The sequence below is a fragment of the Rhodovastum atsumiense genome, from assembly GCF_937425535.1.
GTDB lineage: Bacteria > Pseudomonadota > Alphaproteobacteria > Acetobacterales > Acetobacteraceae > Rhodovastum > Rhodovastum atsumiense.
Genome location: NZ_OW485607.1, coordinates 1 through 15,311, shown reverse-complemented (window position 1 = coordinate 15,311; position 15,311 = coordinate 1). Strand labels below are relative to the sequence as shown.

The following is a 15,311-nucleotide window of genomic DNA, read 5'->3' as shown; positions in this document are numbered from 1 at the left end:
GGTCAGGCCATCCGCAGCAGGTCGGCGATTGTCTCGCCGCGCCGCGCCGCCTCATCGGCAAACCACACTTCGCCGATCTGGCGGGTCGCGCCTTCGGTGCCGATCGGCACGATCAGGTCGATCGCCGCGCCCATCATCCCGAACAGCACCGCGTCGCCGATGCCCGCCCCTTCGGGGCTGCCTTTGAGCAGGGCAAACAGACGGCGCGCCGCCTGCGGCGCGGTCTCGCCGTGGATGGTCGTGGGAGATCCCGGATGGCCGGTCGCCACCTCGTTCAGATAGACCCAGGCCGCGGCCGGCTCGCGCAGCTCCTGGAGCGGGATCAGGTCCGGGCGCATGCGCAGGGCGGCGTGAAGACAGGCGGCCGGCGTGACGCCGCCGCCGGCAAACAGCAGCCGCACCGCGTTGGGCTGGCGCACCACCATTTCAAGCGCGTCCTCGATCGTCAGGACGCGCCGTTCCCGCGGCGCCGCGGCAAGCATCGTTTTGCTCATGAAGGTCTTGCCCGCTCCGGTTGGGCCCGCCAGCAGCGGCGTCCGGCGCGTGCGCACAATGGCGCGGAGAAATCCCACCACATCGCCGCTGTCATAGAGCTGGAGCAGGGCGGCGCTGTCCCGCCGCCGGCTGGCGCCCCGGGCCTGCCACTTGTTCCACCGCGCGGTGCCGTAGCGCCGCGGCACGTCAGAAAGCGGCGCGACGGCGTCGCTTGGCCGGCGAAAAGTCAGGCTGACGGTGCCCGGGGGAACGGCGGGGGGAACGACCACCTGAAAGCGGTGGCCCGTGTGCAGCTCGCCGCCGCAGAAGGGCTTGTCGGCTCCGACATCCTGCCGGCGCAGCGCGCCCATCAGGATGGCGATGGCTTCGAGCGTCTCGCCGTCGAAGGCCGGCACATCGCGGCGCGTCCAGCCGTCCGGGCCCCGCGCCCAGGCTTCCTGCGGGGCGTTGATCGCCACATCCTCGACGGCCGGGTCCGCGAGGTCGGCGGCGATCGGCGCCAAAATCTCATCCAGCAACAGGGCGGCTTCACGGACGCCACTCATCGCCCCGCCTCTCGCGCGCGCAGCCGGAAGCAGGCGCGCATGTCGATGTCCTGGGTCAGCCGCACGACGATGGGCATGGCCTGGCCGCGGCTGAGCGTGCTCGGTATGGCCGCCTGGTCGGCGAACAGCGCCTGGCCCCCTTCGCGGCCCGCCTGCTGGAACTGGTAGAACTGAAAGCCGTTGTTGCGCCCGCCGGCATTGCTGGCGGCGAGCACGGCGGCCTGCAGGGCCGTGTCGAGGAAGGCCATGCCGAGATAAGCCGAAAAGCGCTCGAAGAAATGGGTGTCGATGTCGCCGTCGAGCCCGGCCTGGCCAAGCGCGTCGGCCACCGGCGCGCGCAGACGCACCACGCAGCCTTGCGGCGTCTCGATCCGGGTCATGACCGCGAACAGCCGCCGCTGGCCGCGCCGCAGGCCGGCGCCGACGCGGCCGACAATCCAGGTGCCGGGATCGAGCAGCGCCACGGCGCCGCTGGTGGCATAGACGGCCGCGGGCACCTTGCAGCGAAAGGCGCCCTCGATGTCGCTCGTGATCGGCGCGTCCGGCAAACAGGGGATCGGCGTGCCTTCGGTGAGGACCAGATTCCGGTCGGGCAGGCGGGTGGCCACCGCGACCGGCTGGTCGTCGGCGCGCAAGCGGGCGGCGAGCGGGTCGGCCTGCAGGACAGCCGCGGCGGCCGGCTCGACGGCCGGCGGGAACGGGCCGGCGCCGTCTTCCCTGCGCCCGGGCCCCGCCATCGCGGGGCCCGGCTGCATGGTCTCCGCCGGGCCGCCAAACGCCATCAACGGTGCCGGCCGGTAGGGCGGGGCGATCGGAAGCGCGGTCGCGGGAATGGCGGGCTTTGCGGGCAGCGCCGGCCGCGCGGGCTCCGGGGGCGGCGGGACCGGCTCGAAGGGGCGGCCAATCTGCCCGGGCTCCTCGGTGCCACTGTTCGGCTTGGGGGCGGGCGGGCGGCGGGGCGGCTCCGTCGTGAGCCACATGAAGCCGAGGAAGAGGACAAGAGCCAGAAGCAGCAGCGCGCGGCGGCGCCAGCGCGCAGGCGGGCCGCCGCCCACCGGCGAGGCGGCCGGCGGCAATTCGTTATCGGCCATTCCGCCGCTCCTCGGGGATCAGCTCGCGCACGACGTCGGGCGTCGTGGTGCCGGTGCCGGGATTCCAGCCGGTCGCGTCGAAGCCGGCGTTGACGATGCACAGCACGCTCTCGCCGTCGCGCAGCCGCAGCATGGGCACGACGGCGTGCAGCGTCACCAGCGTGCCGTGCGTGGAAGGATCCGGGGCAACCGACTGGCCGACGACGCCTTCCTGGCCGTCTTGCAACACCTGGTAGATCATCGGCACGCGCCGGTTGCCCGGGTAGCGCAAGTAGGTCTGCTGGCCGTCGTCCCAGATCGCCGGGCCGCGGGCGCTGCCGGCCGGCGCAAGCGCGGCGCGGGCGGCGGCCGTGCCCTGGCCCCGATAACGGGCGTTGCGTACGGCCGGGCCGGCGTTCCGGTTTTGCTTGAGCCGCGCCGCGACCCGGGCGGCGTCCCGCGCCGCCCGTTCCGCCTGCGCCGCGGCCCGCCGCGCGGCCGCCGCCTCCTCAGGATAGGTGAACCGCACGGTGTAAAACGTGTCCGGCACGGCGGCGGTGAGCCCGCCCGGGCGGGTCTCCAGCTGGAAGGTGTAGCGGCGCGCGGTGCCGTCCGCGCGCTTGGTGAGCACGGTGAGCGGCTGCGGCAGCAAGGCGAGCAGCGGCTTCAGGAAAAGGTAATTGCGCCGCTTCGCCATCATCAGGTTGCGATCGGCCGTGGCCGGGCCTTGGTCGTTTGCGACGAGCGGCTGCCGCTCGGATCTTGCCGCGCCCTCCAAAAGGCCGTTATCGGACGCCGAGACGTCGGCGACGGTCTCGGCGTCGGAAAACTCGATCGTCAGCGCCGCGCCAACCGCGGCGTAGAGCTGCACCACCTGGCTCGGGCTATACGCCACGCAGCGCACCCGCTGGTCCGCCTTCGTGCAAGGCTGCGGGATGCTGGTTGCCAGGGCCGGCGCGGCGCCCAGGACCATGGCCGCCACGCAAAGCGCCAGCGCGGGGGCCCGCGCCCCTGCGCGCCTCATCGGGCCGACTCCCCGGCCGGGCCGACCGGCACGGCGCCGGGATATTCGACGACCACGATGGCGGGGCCGTTGAACTGGACCCGCTGGTACCACGGGATCAGCCTGGGATTGGCGGCGTCGCGGAGGCGCAGCGCCGCCACCATGGGCACGGGCCGGGCGGCCGCGCCGCCCGCCTGCACGGCGCGCGTGAAGTAAACGCGCCAAGCGCCAGGCACCGTCGGATCGCGGCGCGCGTCGGTGACCACGACGCGGACGGTCGCCGTCTCGCCGTAAAGGCGCTGCGGCGATTCCCGGTTGTCCTGGCGATACCAGGCCTGGAATTCGTCGCGCACGGCCTTCGCCGACAAGGCGGACACGACGTCCCAGGCGTGGCCGGCCTCGCCCGCCGACCAGCCCTCGCGCAAGCGCACGTATTCGGCAATGACGTTGAGGATGTTCGCCTCGCGCAGATCGGCGGGCATGTCCTTCCAGGCCAGCGAAGACGTCGCGGTGCCGTCCTCGCGCAGGTAAACGAACACCGGCTCGACGCGCACCGTCGGCAAAAGGGCGGCAAGCGCCGCCGCTTGCGCGATGCAGGCGCCCGCGAGCGCCACGAGGAGCGAAACGCGCCCGCAATTGGCCAGGGCCCGGCGCCGGGCCTCGCGGGCGCGCGCCGCGCCGGCGCCGCGATACAGGCTGGCGAGCTCGGCCGGCGTGAGGATGTCGTCCGGCGCTTGCGGGCGCTCTTCGTCCGGCGCCGGATGCGGCGGCATGGTCATGGGCGTCCTCCCCCAACGGGTGGCGCATTCAGCTCGAAGACGTCGCCCCGGCAGCCCGGCGCTGCGTAGGACGCCCCGCATCCGGTCAGGACGAGGAGGCCAAGGATCAGCAGCGCGCGACGCAGCATCGGCAAATTTCTCCTAGCGGCGGGCGAGGCGGGCCGCGGCTGCCGTGGTCCGCACCGGCATCCGTGCGGCCGCCGCGGTGTAGGCGAAAATGGCGGTGCTCGCGGCGCCGATGCCGGAGCCGACGGTGATGGCGAGCGGCAAAACCGCCATCATGAGGGCGCCGAACCACATCAGCCCGGTCATGCCGGCGAACGTCCAGAGCCCTTCGTCCCCGGCCGCGGCGGATGCCTGCAGGACCAGCATCCGGTGCGTGATCGCGACGAGCAGCAAGCGCACCAGGACGGCGGCGGCGAGCTGCAGGACCGTCAGCGCCACCACCTTGCCGACCCAGGACTCCGCGTAGGCACGCGTGGCGTGAAAGAGGAAAAACGGGATCAGGCAGGGCCCAAGAACGATAACAATTCCTAACAAAATCCTTGGCAGATACCACAGCAGGCACATGACATAGATCCCGCCGCTACCTACGATGCCAAAGCCGTGGACCAGACCGCGGTTGACGCTGTTCAGGACGCCCGGCAACTGGACAAGCAGCAAGGCGGCCGCATGCTTGAGGGCTTCGGCCAGCACGTCGAACTGCCGGGCCGCGTTCGCCTGCACGCCGGGGCCGTTGAGCCAGCGCGCGAGCTCGGCCGGCACGGTCGTCAGCGCGGCTTCCTGGATGTAGGGGACATAATTCTCGGCGCGCAGGAGCGTGACGATGAAGGCGGCCTTGAGCGCCGTCATGGCGAAGCGGCGCGCCGACGCGTTGCCAACCATGGCTTCAAGACCGAGGAACATCACAAGCAGGCTCAGGGCGGCGGCCAGCGGCGCGCGCACGCCGGCGAGCAGGCCTTGCACGGCCTCGCCGACGCCGTCGATCAGCACGGTGTCGAGATGGGTGGTCAGGTCGAGAAAGCCGCTTTCGGCCATCGTCCGGATCCTTTCCCTTTCGCCGGCGCGCCCGGCGCGGGCGTCAGCGAAACTCCTCAGTCACCGGGCGAGAATTTTCGAGCATCTGCCTGGCGCTCTGCCATTGCGCCTGCTCGGCGCGCTGCTGCTCGACGCGCCCGGCGGCCGCCAGCATGGTCTGCATCTGGTCGAGCTGCAGCTTGTGGGCCGCAAGGTTCAATTGCGCGAGGGCCACCACGTTGCCGAGCGCGCCGTTGCTGGTGACGTCGCCGCTCGCCGCGATCGCGGCCTCGGCTGCCGTCAGCGCCGCGATGCGGGCTTGCGCATCCTCCAGGGCGGCTTGCGCCAGCGCCTGCACATTGGCGGTCGTCAGCTCCCGCTGCTGCATCGCCTGCGCCCAGGGGCTGGCGGCGCCGACATCGGCCAGGCGGTTCTCCTGCAGGAAGGCGGGCGCGGCGCCGAAGAGGGGACCGGCGCCGCCAAGCAGGCTCGGCAGCGCGCCGGCCGGCGGCAGGAAGCTGTGTGCGACGCCGCCCATCGCGTAGGCGATGTCGCCGATATTGGTGACGTGGGCGAGGGAATTCCACACCTGGGTCAGCAGGCGGTATTCCGCCACCAGCTGGTTGATCTGGTTGGCCATGTTGAGGCCCTGCATCTGCCAACCGAGCGCCTGCGTCGGCTGATCCGCGCAATTGATACAGAAAACACTTTGGGCCTGCGCCGGCGACCCTAGCCCCAAGGACGCGGTCAGCGCCGCAGCCAGGAGCGCGGACTTTTTCACGACTCGGCCTCCCGATAGCGTTGCCGGTAAAGCGGCACCCACCTGGCCGGGTCTTCGCCCACCTCGGTCATGATCCGGTGCGCCAGCGCGCGGCGCCGCGGCGTTCCCGCCAGAACGGCGAGATGATCGGGCAGGCCGCTCAGGTCGGCGCGGGCGATGAAGCTGGCGCTCTCCCGCTTGACGAGAAACGTGCCGCGGCCCATCGCCAGCATGCCCTCGCGCACGGCGGCCAGCTCGCCTTCGGTGCACCGCAGGCCCTCGCGATAGGCGGCCGCCTCCGCCGCCGGGTCCGGGAACAGGAGCTTGGTCGGGCTGTTGCTGACCAGCGTCAGGCCGAAGGCGTGGCGCAGCACGGCCTGCAGCTGCTGCATCGCCATCCACAGGATGCCGTTGCCCTTGCGCAGGCGGGTCACGAACATCTCGAACGCGGCGGCAAAGCGGGGCGAGGGCAGGTAGGCCTGCGCTTCGTCCACCAGCACGGCGGCGGGCGCGCCGGTGCCAACCTTCTCGCCGATCCGCCAAAGCTGGTAGGCGGCCATCAGCTCGCGCACCGCTGCCGTATCGTCGCCAAGCAGTTCCGTATTGTCGATGCCGACGAGGCCCGCCTCCAGGCGGATATGGTCCTCCGCGCCGTCGAAGGCCCAGCCGCGCGACCCGCCCTCGCACCAAGGCTCAAGGCGCGCGCCGCAACCGTCGGGCTCATGGTCGAGGAACTGGCGCAGCGCCAGCAGGCTGCGCCGCCCGGGGGGCAAGCGCATCACGAACCGGATGCCGCGGCCCAGGCGCTCGACTTGGGCTGCAGAGGGCTGCGGCTTGCCGTCGCTGACGATCAGGCCGATCACGAACTCCTGGAGCCAGGCCAAGTTCTCGGGCGTTGGCGCCAGCGCCTTGAGGGGGGCCATGCCGGAGGGCCGGCCGCGCCGGATGCTGATGTAGAAGCCGCCGCACGCCCGCACGGCCAATTCGTTTGCCTTGTCCGCATCGAACAGCACCACGATCCCGCCCCGGGCGGCCATGACCGGCTCCAGCATGATGGCGGTCATCGCCAAGAAGACGGTCTTGCCGCTGCCGGTCGGGCCGAACAGCAGCGCGTGCCCGACGTCATCCGCCGCATGCGGATGAAAATCGTGCGCCGTGCCATCGGCGCAGCGCAGACGCAGGATCGGCTCGCCCCACGGGCCGCGGCCGCCGCCGCGCGGGTCGTTGCCGCAGGGCGAGAACGAAAGGAAATTATGGCCGGAAATCATCCCGTACCGTGCCCGGAGCCAAGCCGGACTGTCCGGCAATTGCGCCCATACGGCCGCCTCGCATCCCAGGGTCTCCGGGGTCGTCGCCAACCCGCACGCCAGCAACAGCGCCTGCGTGCGGCTCGCGGCGGCCGGAAGCGCCTCCGGCGTGTCGACGTGAACCACGGCCGAAAAATGATGGTCGCCGAAGATCCCGCGCCCCGAGGCGGCCTCGTCCCGCGCTTCGTCGAGGCCTTCGGCCAGGCTGATGGCCGGATCCTGGGCGTTCGCCATCTGCCGCCCGCGCAGGCCCAGCCGCTCGGTGACGCTGCCGCGCGCCTGGAACCGGAAGCTGTTGGTGACGACGAGGCGGTCGCGCCCGGCGCGCAGGCCATCCATCAGCCATGGCGGGGTTTTCTCCGGATAATCCAGCAGACCGAAGGCCATGCCATACGTGCTGCGCCCGGCGCCGCGGATTTCGAATCCGCGCAAGCCGCAGATGATCCGGTCGCTATAGATTGCGGCCGCCAGCGGTCCAGCTGGCATCGGCACCGGAGCCCAGCGCCCATACAGGATGAGACGAAGGGCTTCCGCGATTTCGGAGTAAACGATGCCGCGCTGGCAGCGCGTGCCGAGGCGGCGCGGCGCGTAGTCGCGCAGCGCGTCGACGATGAGGGCGCAGCGCTCCTCGATCTGGCGTCTCAGCGCCGCGTCGCTTTCCGCCTGTCTGCGCCGAAAGCCGCCCAACAGCCCATGGACCAGGGCACCGGCTGGCCTTGCCATAATGGTAATGAACCACGCGCGTGTCAGCGCGCCGGTGTCCGTGGCCGCATGGTAGTCCTCTGCAAGCTGACGGCCATAGGCGCTGCGGAAGGTCCCGACCCTGAACTGCGCGACCCTGTCATGCACGACCATATGTTCGTAAATGACAATGTTCGGATCGGACAGCGCCCGCAAAACCGCATGCCGGCGACGGCGCTCGGCATAGCGCTGCGCATCGTCCTGCTGCGCCAGCGGCTTGCCGTCAAGGTGCACCATGGCGAGATGGGTGCCGTCTTGCAGCAGCACGACATCCGGCGCGGCGTGGCGATCGACCCCCTGGTACTCGGTCGCTGCGCGATCGCGCAGCGCCAGTCTTTCGCGCAGTTCAGACCACATACCGCATTCCGCGCGGACGAACCGGAGGGCGGTTCGGCGACGGGCTGCGCGACGACCCGCCCCAGGTGTCACAGTCGCCGCACAGGGCCGATGTTCTGATCCAGAGCGCAACGACGTTGAGCCCATAGGGGCTGCGGGCGACGGCGTGGCGCGCGCCGATCCAGGCCGGCCCGACCAAGCAGATTGCCCAAACAATGCCCCGCCAACCGGTGATCGTGACCTGGATCATGTAGGCCGTCGCCACGAGCACGACGGCCGCCATGATCGGCAGCCCGAACCACATGGCGGGCCGTGTCGCGCCGAGATACAAAGCGTCTTCCCGGCCGGCGTGAGGATCGGATGACGCCGCTGGCATCAGAAGCCAAACATCCCTACGATGGCCGCGTAATTCGCAAACAGCAGGCCGCCGCCGGCCACGATGGCAATGACGCCAAGGCTTATCCGGGCGGTCAGCATCATGAACGCTATCAGGAGCACCCCTGCCGATAGCATTGGCCGGCCGGCGTGGGTTTGCACCCAGGCGATGAGCGCATCAAGCATGGCTAGGGAAACTCCGGCGCTATTGCTTCAAGCTGTTCCAAGGCGTCGATCGCTGGCGGCGTGATCCAGACGTCCCATGGTGCCGGCGGTGGCACGGCGGCCGCCGGAGGATCCGGCGCTACGGCTGGCATGCGGGACAGCGCGCGCTCGATCTTTCCGACATAGCCATTGCGAATCCCGCGCCGGGGATCTCCGGTGTTGTAGGCGCTGTGCGCGGCCCGCCAGAAATCGTCGATCAGATGCTCGGTCCCGGCGCGCAGGCTGGCGCAGGGATCGAACGCTGCCGCGATCGTCAGCCCATGGCGCGCCAGATTGGCCGCGTTGATCTGCGTAAGCCCGAGATCGAGCGACCGGCCTTTGGCGATCAACGCCGTTGCCTGCGTGACCGCCTCGGCCTTGGTCGCCGGGCGCCGCGTGCCGCCGCCGGGGCCATTGATGTTGATGGCAAGCGGATCGCCGCCGCTTTCGACCTCCACAAGCGCCGCCATGCGCCACGGCGGCACGCCCAGTCCGCCGCCGCAGGCCGGTAGCGCGGCCATGGCCAACACTGCCGCTGCCGTAAGGCTGCTCACGACAAGTTCTGCCCAACCCACAGATGTGAGATTAAGACAAATAGACTTGTCGCTGTCATTAGATGCTCCATTTGACAACAAAGCATCTCTGCGCGGTCCATGTTCTGCGTGTGCGTTCTGCCGACGCTGGCGTTTTTGTGTTGACGTCGCGATATTATGCGACGCTTATTTAAGCGGGATGGATGATTACCGAGTTATCAGATGAAGACAACGCCGAATTGGGCCCACTATTTTGTTGTTCTGCCTCTGCCGCTGCTCCAAATGCAGCAAAACTGCCCAAAAAATATTTCTCTCACATTTTTGTCATATTACTTATAATTGATTTACATGTAGTTTAATAAACTCACATTCCCGGTACTTTCTTGCCACGTTTCAATCGGTTTATGACGGTACGGACCAAAGTTGGATCGGCGGTTACCCCAGACTCTTTAATTCTACGATCTGTCACTTCACGACGCACCGGAATATCGAGATGCGATGGTAAATCTCCGCGTTTGTGTGTCACTGGATTTCGATAATTGCTAATTGCCACAGCAGCAGTCGGATCGACTTTCCGTACGATGCTGAGGCTGATCGGCACGCCGGCTTCAATCAACGGCAGCCAACATTTCTCCAAAAAGGTGACGATGCGCCACCCGTGGAGCTTGCGGCATTCGCGGTAGGTCTCCTGCGGCCATTCGAGGCCAGGAGGTAGAGGAGGCAGGCTCTCCGCCTTCTTGGACGCCCCACTATCATAGCCGGTGTCGCTGTGCGGCGTTTGATCGTCTGGCATTGGTAGACCTCTCGCCGCTTCTTGTTTTTCGCCGAGAAATCCGGTGAACGTTACGCCATGTTCTGCACACACAGCGACAATTCCTTTTTCAATGCCGCTCCCGATCACAGAGACGGGAACGCCGGTGCGCTTCGCCATGAGAAAGGCAAGGGTATGGAAAGCTCTTCTGAGCTCGTTTCTCTCGGTTGATGGTACTGGCGGTGTTTTCTGGCCTTTCTTCATACCAGGCACTGAAATAGGCGCATCGTCGATCCATGGCCGAACAAGGCCAAAAAATCCGTTAAATTCAATGACATTTGGCTCGTCTAAATACCGAACAGACTTCATTTCTCGTTGTAAATTCGAAAAGTCATAGCCGATTTCATAGACGGCCTCCATATCAAGAACCGATGGAGAACCGTCAGAAGACAACGAAACTCGAAGTAAAGCCTGCCACGCTGTCATGTGGCGAACGCTTTTCAGCAATTTTTCCAAAATGGCTTCGTTACGTACAAAGTGCTCAACCGCCATAACCCCTTGGGGGCCGCGGCCTGCAAGATTGACGATGCGCGCCAATGGGGCCCGAGGATCAGGTATGCTAGTAATAAGTAGAAACTCTCCAGGTCCAGCATAGACCTGATCCTTAATAATTAAAGGCCACCTTACTTCTGATGAGTTTTTTTCCTCCGAAAAGGAGGTAATATCGAACCTGATCGGAGGGCCGAGCCATTTTTCCCGGCCCAACTGAAAAAGAGGCGATTCCCAACCTGTCCCCAGAATAGCTCTGGAATATCGGTTATTAACGGGTCCGCCGAAGAGAATGAAATTGCCACGGGGGGCGTTGGTATTGAGGTCACGTACGACTTCTATGCCGTCTCCGAGCTTCAAGTAACGGATGGTGCTACGGATAGCGTGGGCCGATGCGGGTGCAATATCGCTTTTGCCTGGCGGCAAAAAAGGATGTCGTTGGGCCGGGATGCCGCAGACGTCGAGCGAATTTGCGAACAACAGTTCGCGGCACAATGACGGCCATTTCTCGGGAGGCTCGTAAAGCTCTTCCAAATGCGGCGGCTTAATAATGTGGCTTAAAAGCAGACGCCGAGCGCCGGAATGTGAAGATCCCGCCGAGAACGCCAAATAAAGCGCGGCATTCTGCACAACCAAAGGGGCGGTGCCTTGGCCCTGTGCCGCCATAATAGGTTTTTCCCGTCTCAATGGCTGCCGTCCATGACAGCACTCACAGGTAGTCTCCCTCGCGAATCAAACGCGTATCCGCATCCACGTGCGCCTGTGCCGCACGCCAAGCGGCATCAGTTGGGTTTTTCGAGTGCAGGCGGCTCATGGGGTGTCGCGTACGGACCATGGCTATTCGGCTGCCGCGCTCATGGGGCGCCGCATTCACGCACAGTGCGATGGAGGCTCTCCCACAGCCTCTTGGCGAGCGCTGCCGGCAGGTCTGGGTAGGTGTCGCGTAGGGCTTGGCGTGCGTTGAAGGCGGGAAGATTTTCGCCTGCCGCGCGCAACATCATGAGTTTCTTCTCGTAATCAACAGGGTCAGCCGCTGTGCGCTTGATTTCAGGCGGGAGCTTCGCCAGCACTGCATCGAGTGCGGCGGCCTCCGCAACTCCTTCTTCTTCTGGAAGGAGTGACGCGACCGTGCCGCCGTCGCCATTGTCCTTCAAGGCAGGTAGCGGCATCCAATGTGTCGGCCAATCCGGGTCAGACGGGATCATGTAAGGCGTTTCATCCCCGTCCCGCCAGCTGTCGAAAGGCAGGAACAACTCGCGTCGGTCGGCTGTCAGAAAGCCAACCGCGCCAAAAATCATTGCGCCGCGTTCGAACCTGGCAACACAAATATTTCTTTCCGTTGCGGCCGTTTCGATCGGCTGCCATTGAAGCGCTGGATGGTTGGCGTGCAAAGCCACGCACTCCTTCTGTTTTTGCGTTCGATCCTCATTCACCGTCTCGAACCCGGGCCATGGGAAAGGTTATTCTGCACGGATCCCCGGCGCGAGGGCTACGCCATGGACGACCTGGAACTTTTCAAGCGCTATGGCTTACGACCGATTGCCGAAGCGACGCCGGCCGCGAAGCCGCAGCTGGTCTGGAGCGCCAAAGGCGGCTGGGCCGTGGCGGTACTGACGCCCCGGTTCGAATTCCCGGAAGCCGCTCCCGTCACCATGATTGAGCTGCAGATCTGGGAAGTCGCGGCCGGACTGGCCGGCTGGGCCGATGACACAGCCCTTGAACATCAACCGACCCACTTCAAGCCCGGTGCTTTGCCGGCCCTCGGCGAAAGCTCGTGAGCAGCGGGCTGGTTCCCGTAGTTGTTGACCGCGCAGGGCCGTGAGGAAGCAGACAGCCCTCAGCAATAGCGCCGATCGTCCCATCCTCTGCGGGGCAACCTACATTACGTCCGCCCGCTCAGAAGCAACGCGGCGATACCACCGCGCAGCATGGCGCGCGCAATTTCCCTGTTGCGATACTGAGAAGGCGTCGCGTCGCATACCGCAATCAGGCCTGTCGGCTTGTGCGTCATTTTGACCCCGTGCGTGGTTCCAACCCATGCGGCACTGGGTCGGGACCATGCTTCCAGCAGGAGGTCTGCGTCCTGAATTTCAACCATTCGCTGAGACTCGTGGCTCATGACGCCCCCGCGAGATGGCGCAGGATTTCCGCGTTGTGCCGAGCGTCGGGTCCGGCCCGGTGGGGCTTCGGAAAGCGCAGGCCCACCTCAAGCTCGGCCTTGTTCCAGGCGATGTCTGGCCGCCGGCCACGCGCTGCGGCGAGTTCCCAGGCGACCATAATGAGACCCAGCAGCGGCGGCGGCTTCTCGCCCTCCATGCCGGTCCCTTGCATCGCGGCGGCGGCCAGCGCCGCGAACCAGCGCCCGTCGTAACTCGGACTGTCCGAGACGACCGCGCGGTCCGCGACGCGGCGGCGCACATTGGCATAGATCTGGCTGGGATCCGCGCCGCTTTCTGCCAGCATGGGCCTGGTAATTCCGGTGACGGATTCGCCGACGGCGTTCCATTCCCCTTCTGTCAGCCAGACGGGATGCGGCTTGATGAGGGTCGCCCAGACCTCGCCGGTCACCGGGTCAGCAAGCCCGACTTCCGTCGGAAAACTCTTCGCTCCCAGGGCGGAGGCTTCGAAGTCGATGCAGATATACCGGTCAAGCCGGGCTTGCTTAACGGCCGGCCGCATGTTCGCCGCTCATCCTGATCTGGGCGATGACCGCCATCGCCGCCTTGTGCTCCTGCACGCTGTCGCATGCCCGGGGAAGGTCGTGCCTTGCGGCTCCTTTGTCACGCGCGCTTATTCGGCCCCTTGATATAGACCGCCTTCTCATCGGCGGCCTCAACTTCCCTGGCGAAAGCGTGGTCGCCGTACTATCACTCGTCGTAGGCGTCAAGCTTGAGCCAGACGGCGTCGATACCGACCACGTCGTTCATGCGATCCTTATAGCCGTGTACGACGACTACATATTTGGTGAAAATATTTGTAGCTTGCCAACATGTTAAACAATAATAATATTGCCAAATATATCTTTAGAATCTGATAATTTATTTTTTAATATTAATATTTTTATCTGAATTGTATTCATGATGCACGTGATGATACCTAATGATTTTTAAGGAAAATTTGGCTGATCAGGGATAGGCTTGGCAGATCATTGTTTTTTCTACGCTACGGCGTAAGAGGAAAAAACCAAGGCCGCAAGGTTCTTGAGCCCTTCCCGATTGTGCCCTGTTCGCTTTCCGTCACGGATGGTCTAAGATGGCGACCCCTGCTTCCAAAAGGTGAAGGCGCCAAAGCGTCTTTGTTTATGAAGGCGGTATAAACTTGAGTCACAAGATAAAGGCGATGATTAGCTCTACTATTAAAGACCTCATCGCAGATCGGGATGCGGCTCTAAAATCTTTCGAGAATTATCCTATTGTCGAAGTGGTGGGAGCGACGCCAATCGATACAGCCTATACGGGAAACCCATTTGATATAACTACAACGCTTGCGCGGGAATGTGATTTTTTTGTTCTTTTGCTGGGCTCTCGCTATGGCTATGATCCAGGTGCGGGCAAGTCAGCAACCGAATTTGAATTCGAATCGGCATGCCTTAGTGATCCCACCAAAATAGTTGTCTTCCAAAAAGAAGACGATTTAAAGTTAGAAAAACGGCAAAAAGATTTTATTAAAAAAGTATCTTCCTATAAAACTGGATTTTGGGTAACTAAGTACAAATTTACACATGACTTGAAATCTTTACTTCAAGGTGTGTTTTTATCTTGGCTTTTGGATAGGGCTGCAATAGGAAGCAGCAATATAGTTAGTAGATTTATTCTAATTGTGACGTCTCGTCCTCCATTTCCACACAGTAAAATAGAATATTCTGTCTTAGATCGACACATCGAAATTAAGATATACAACGACCGAGATATCCATCAAATTCATTTTGAAAAATCAAAAATTTATACCGAATTTTGGGGATGTGTTTACGAGTTTGATCAATTCACAGGACGCATCAGGTGTAGATAAATGGCACATGTTACGAAGGTTACAGATGCTAGGGTTGTTGGCCTAGCCAATTCTATACGAGATAAGAGCTTGAATGCTAAAGAAATTAAACAGATTCTGACCGCAATTGGGTGTGAAATTGGCAGAATATGTGGTGAAGCGATGAAAGTCGCAAAGGATGAGGCATTTATCACGCCGCAAAATGTCAATTTTAACGGGGTAGTTGTTAGAATTCCTAGATTAGTGGTCATTACTACAAAAGCTGATGCTGAAACATTGGGGCATGGAATTTCTGCATCATCCGGAGCAACTGATCAAGGTTACATTAATTTTCAAGGGATACGAGGAAAAAAGGCCTTAAATGCGCCTGTAAGGGAGGCATGCTTCCCAAATCTTGGTGGGCATAATGTTGAAGCAGTAATTGTCGGTAAAGCTGTATTGGCGACTGGATGTACAGCTATTTCTCTCACTAAATCAGCAATTACTCAGTATATGCCGTCTCGTTTGTTCATAGCTTCGATATTTTATAGCAAGGCTGGTTTAGCTGACTTGGTTAATGAATTTCCAAGATCTGAAATCATTATTATCGGAAACTGTGATGGCCTGGATGAAGATGGAATGCTAATTCCTGGCGTCGGAGATCTTGACGCTAGACTTGCGTTATAAACGCTGCAAAAGGAGTAGAAGATATGATACGGCTGGGAAAATACCGCCACTATAAGGGCAAAGAATACGTGGTGATCGGTGAGGCCAAGCACAGCGAGACTCTTGAGGAGGTAATTGTCTATAAAGCACTCTATGGTGCTGAAGATATATGGGTTCGACCAAAAAATATGTTTAAAGATACTGTTATTATTGA

General features: G+C 63.3%; 17 protein-coding genes. 4 read left to right on the top strand and 13 right to left on the bottom strand.

The window, feature by feature from the left end; all coding sequences use genetic code 11:
* Positions 1-2: 2 nt before the first annotated feature.
* The 12 genes from NBY65_RS33050 to NBY65_RS32995 all read right to left on the bottom strand — a co-directional run bounded on the left by NBY65_RS33050 (position 3) and on the right by NBY65_RS32995 (position 11,898).
* Positions 3-1,040 carry an ATPase, T2SS/T4P/T4SS family gene (locus NBY65_RS33050; RefSeq protein WP_150043427.1) on the bottom strand — a complete coding sequence of 346 codons (1,038 nt, stop codon included), beginning with the start codon at positions 1,038-1,040 and terminating at the stop codon, positions 3-5.
* The gene (locus tag NBY65_RS33045; protein ID WP_150043425.1) at positions 1,037-2,131 is read right to left on the bottom strand and encodes a TrbI/VirB10 family protein; all 1,095 of its coding nucleotides are present in this window, start codon (positions 2,129-2,131) and stop codon (positions 1,037-1,039) included. Before NBY65_RS33045 ends, NBY65_RS33050 begins: the two co-directional genes overlap by 4 nt.
* A complete protein-coding gene (locus NBY65_RS33040; RefSeq protein WP_239002988.1) occupies positions 2,121-3,083 on the bottom strand; it encodes a TrbG/VirB9 family P-type conjugative transfer protein in 963 nt (320 codons plus the stop codon). Before NBY65_RS33040 ends, NBY65_RS33045 begins: the two co-directional genes overlap by 11 nt.
* A gap of 47 nt (positions 3,084-3,130) precedes the next feature.
* Positions 3,131-3,892: a VirB8/TrbF family protein gene (locus NBY65_RS33035; RefSeq protein WP_162530770.1), complete on the bottom strand. Its 762-nt coding sequence runs from the start codon at positions 3,890-3,892 to the stop codon at positions 3,131-3,133.
* Positions 3,893-4,033: 141 nt separating this feature from the next.
* On the bottom strand, positions 4,034-4,930 hold the full coding sequence (locus NBY65_RS33030; RefSeq protein WP_150043419.1) for a type IV secretion system protein: 897 nt from the start codon (positions 4,928-4,930) through the stop codon (positions 4,034-4,036).
* A gap of 43 nt (positions 4,931-4,973) precedes the next feature.
* The gene (locus tag NBY65_RS33025) at positions 4,974-5,690 is read right to left on the bottom strand and encodes a type IV secretion system protein (RefSeq protein ID WP_150043417.1); all 717 of its coding nucleotides are present in this window, start codon (positions 5,688-5,690) and stop codon (positions 4,974-4,976) included.
* Positions 5,687-8,074, bottom strand: a complete 2,388-nt coding sequence (locus NBY65_RS33020; RefSeq protein WP_162530769.1) for a VirB4 family type IV secretion/conjugal transfer ATPase — start codon at positions 8,072-8,074, stop codon at positions 5,687-5,689. The genes NBY65_RS33025 and NBY65_RS33020 overlap by 4 nt, the downstream gene beginning before the upstream one ends.
* Positions 8,064-8,384: a VirB3 family type IV secretion system protein gene (locus NBY65_RS33015; protein WP_162530768.1), complete on the bottom strand. Its 321-nt coding sequence runs from the start codon at positions 8,382-8,384 to the stop codon at positions 8,064-8,066. The genes NBY65_RS33020 and NBY65_RS33015 overlap by 11 nt, the downstream gene beginning before the upstream one ends.
* Positions 8,385-8,428: 44 nt before the next feature.
* A complete protein-coding gene (locus tag NBY65_RS33010; RefSeq protein ID WP_150043412.1) occupies positions 8,429-8,614 on the bottom strand; it encodes a hypothetical protein in 186 nt (61 codons plus the stop codon).
* A gap of 2 nt (positions 8,615-8,616) precedes the next feature.
* On the bottom strand, positions 8,617-9,186 hold the full coding sequence (locus tag NBY65_RS33005) for a lytic transglycosylase domain-containing protein (RefSeq protein WP_250266057.1): 570 nt from the start codon (positions 9,184-9,186) through the stop codon (positions 8,617-8,619).
* A gap of 343 nt (positions 9,187-9,529) precedes the next feature.
* Positions 9,530-11,131 carry a hypothetical protein gene (locus NBY65_RS33000; protein ID WP_150043408.1) on the bottom strand — a complete coding sequence of 534 codons (1,602 nt, stop codon included), beginning with the start codon at positions 11,129-11,131 and terminating at the stop codon, positions 9,530-9,532.
* 188 nt (positions 11,132-11,319) lie between these two features.
* Positions 11,320-11,898 carry a DUF551 domain-containing protein gene (locus NBY65_RS32995; protein ID WP_150043406.1) on the bottom strand — a complete coding sequence of 193 codons (579 nt, stop codon included), beginning with the start codon at positions 11,896-11,898 and terminating at the stop codon, positions 11,320-11,322.
* 63 nt (positions 11,899-11,961) lie between these two features.
* On the opposite strand from NBY65_RS32995, the gene NBY65_RS32990 reads away from it, so the two are divergent.
* Positions 11,962-12,243 carry a hypothetical protein gene (locus NBY65_RS32990; protein ID WP_150043404.1) on the top strand — a complete coding sequence of 94 codons (282 nt, stop codon included), beginning with the start codon at positions 11,962-11,964 and terminating at the stop codon, positions 12,241-12,243.
* Positions 12,244-12,580: 337 nt separating this feature from the next.
* On the opposite strand, the gene NBY65_RS32985 is transcribed toward NBY65_RS32990, so the two are convergent.
* The gene (locus NBY65_RS32985; RefSeq protein ID WP_150043402.1) at positions 12,581-13,144 is read right to left on the bottom strand and encodes a 3'-5' exonuclease; all 564 of its coding nucleotides are present in this window, start codon (positions 13,142-13,144) and stop codon (positions 12,581-12,583) included.
* Positions 13,145-13,804: 660 nt separating this feature from the next.
* On the opposite strand from NBY65_RS32985, the gene NBY65_RS32980 reads away from it, so the two are divergent.
* The 3 genes from NBY65_RS32980 to NBY65_RS32970 all read left to right on the top strand — a co-directional run.
* A complete protein-coding gene (locus NBY65_RS32980; protein WP_150043400.1) occupies positions 13,805-14,473 on the top strand; it encodes a DUF4062 domain-containing protein in 669 nt (222 codons plus the stop codon).
* Positions 14,474-15,118 (top strand): uracil phosphoribosyltransferase, encoded by a 645-nt coding sequence (locus NBY65_RS32975; RefSeq protein ID WP_150043399.1) that lies wholly within the window; start codon positions 14,474-14,476, stop codon positions 15,116-15,118.
* Positions 15,119-15,141: 23 nt separating this feature from the next.
* A partial coding sequence (locus NBY65_RS32970; protein ID WP_250266066.1) for a DUF1653 domain-containing protein occupies positions 15,142-15,311 on the top strand: 170 nt, incomplete at its 3' end.

Excerpts from the sequence above, each read along its gene's own strand:
- NBY65_RS33050 (WP_150043427.1), bottom strand. The coding sequence starts at position 1,040 with ATGAGTGGCGTCCGTGAAGCCGCCCTGTTGCTGGATGAGATTTTGGCG.
- NBY65_RS33045 (WP_150043425.1), bottom strand. The coding sequence starts at position 2,131 with ATGGCCGATAACGAATTGCCGCCGGCCGCCTCGCCGGTGGGCGGCGGC.
- NBY65_RS33040 (WP_239002988.1), bottom strand. The coding sequence starts at position 3,083 with ATGGTCCTGGGCGCCGCGCCGGCCCTGGCAACCAGCATCCCGCAGCCT.
- NBY65_RS33035 (WP_162530770.1), bottom strand. The coding sequence starts at position 3,892 with ATGACCATGCCGCCGCATCCGGCGCCGGACGAAGAGCGCCCGCAAGCG.
- NBY65_RS33030 (WP_150043419.1), bottom strand. The coding sequence starts at position 4,930 with ATGGCCGAAAGCGGCTTTCTCGACCTGACCACCCATCTCGACACCGTG.
- NBY65_RS33020 (WP_162530769.1), bottom strand. The coding sequence starts at position 8,074 with ATGTGGTCTGAACTGCGCGAAAGACTGGCGCTGCGCGATCGCGCAGCG.
- NBY65_RS33010 (WP_150043412.1), bottom strand. The coding sequence starts at position 8,614 with ATGCTTGATGCGCTCATCGCCTGGGTGCAAACCCACGCCGGCCGGCCA.
- NBY65_RS33000 (WP_150043408.1), bottom strand. The coding sequence starts at position 11,131 with ATGGCGGCACAGGGCCAAGGCACCGCCCCTTTGGTTGTGCAGAATGCC.
- NBY65_RS32990 (WP_150043404.1), top strand. The coding sequence starts at position 11,962 with ATGGACGACCTGGAACTTTTCAAGCGCTATGGCTTACGACCGATTGCC.
- NBY65_RS32985 (WP_150043402.1), bottom strand. The coding sequence starts at position 13,144 with ATGCGGCCGGCCGTTAAGCAAGCCCGGCTTGACCGGTATATCTGCATC.
- NBY65_RS32980 (WP_150043400.1), top strand. The coding sequence starts at position 13,805 with ATGATTAGCTCTACTATTAAAGACCTCATCGCAGATCGGGATGCGGCT.
- NBY65_RS32975 (WP_150043399.1), top strand. The coding sequence starts at position 14,474 with ATGGCACATGTTACGAAGGTTACAGATGCTAGGGTTGTTGGCCTAGCC.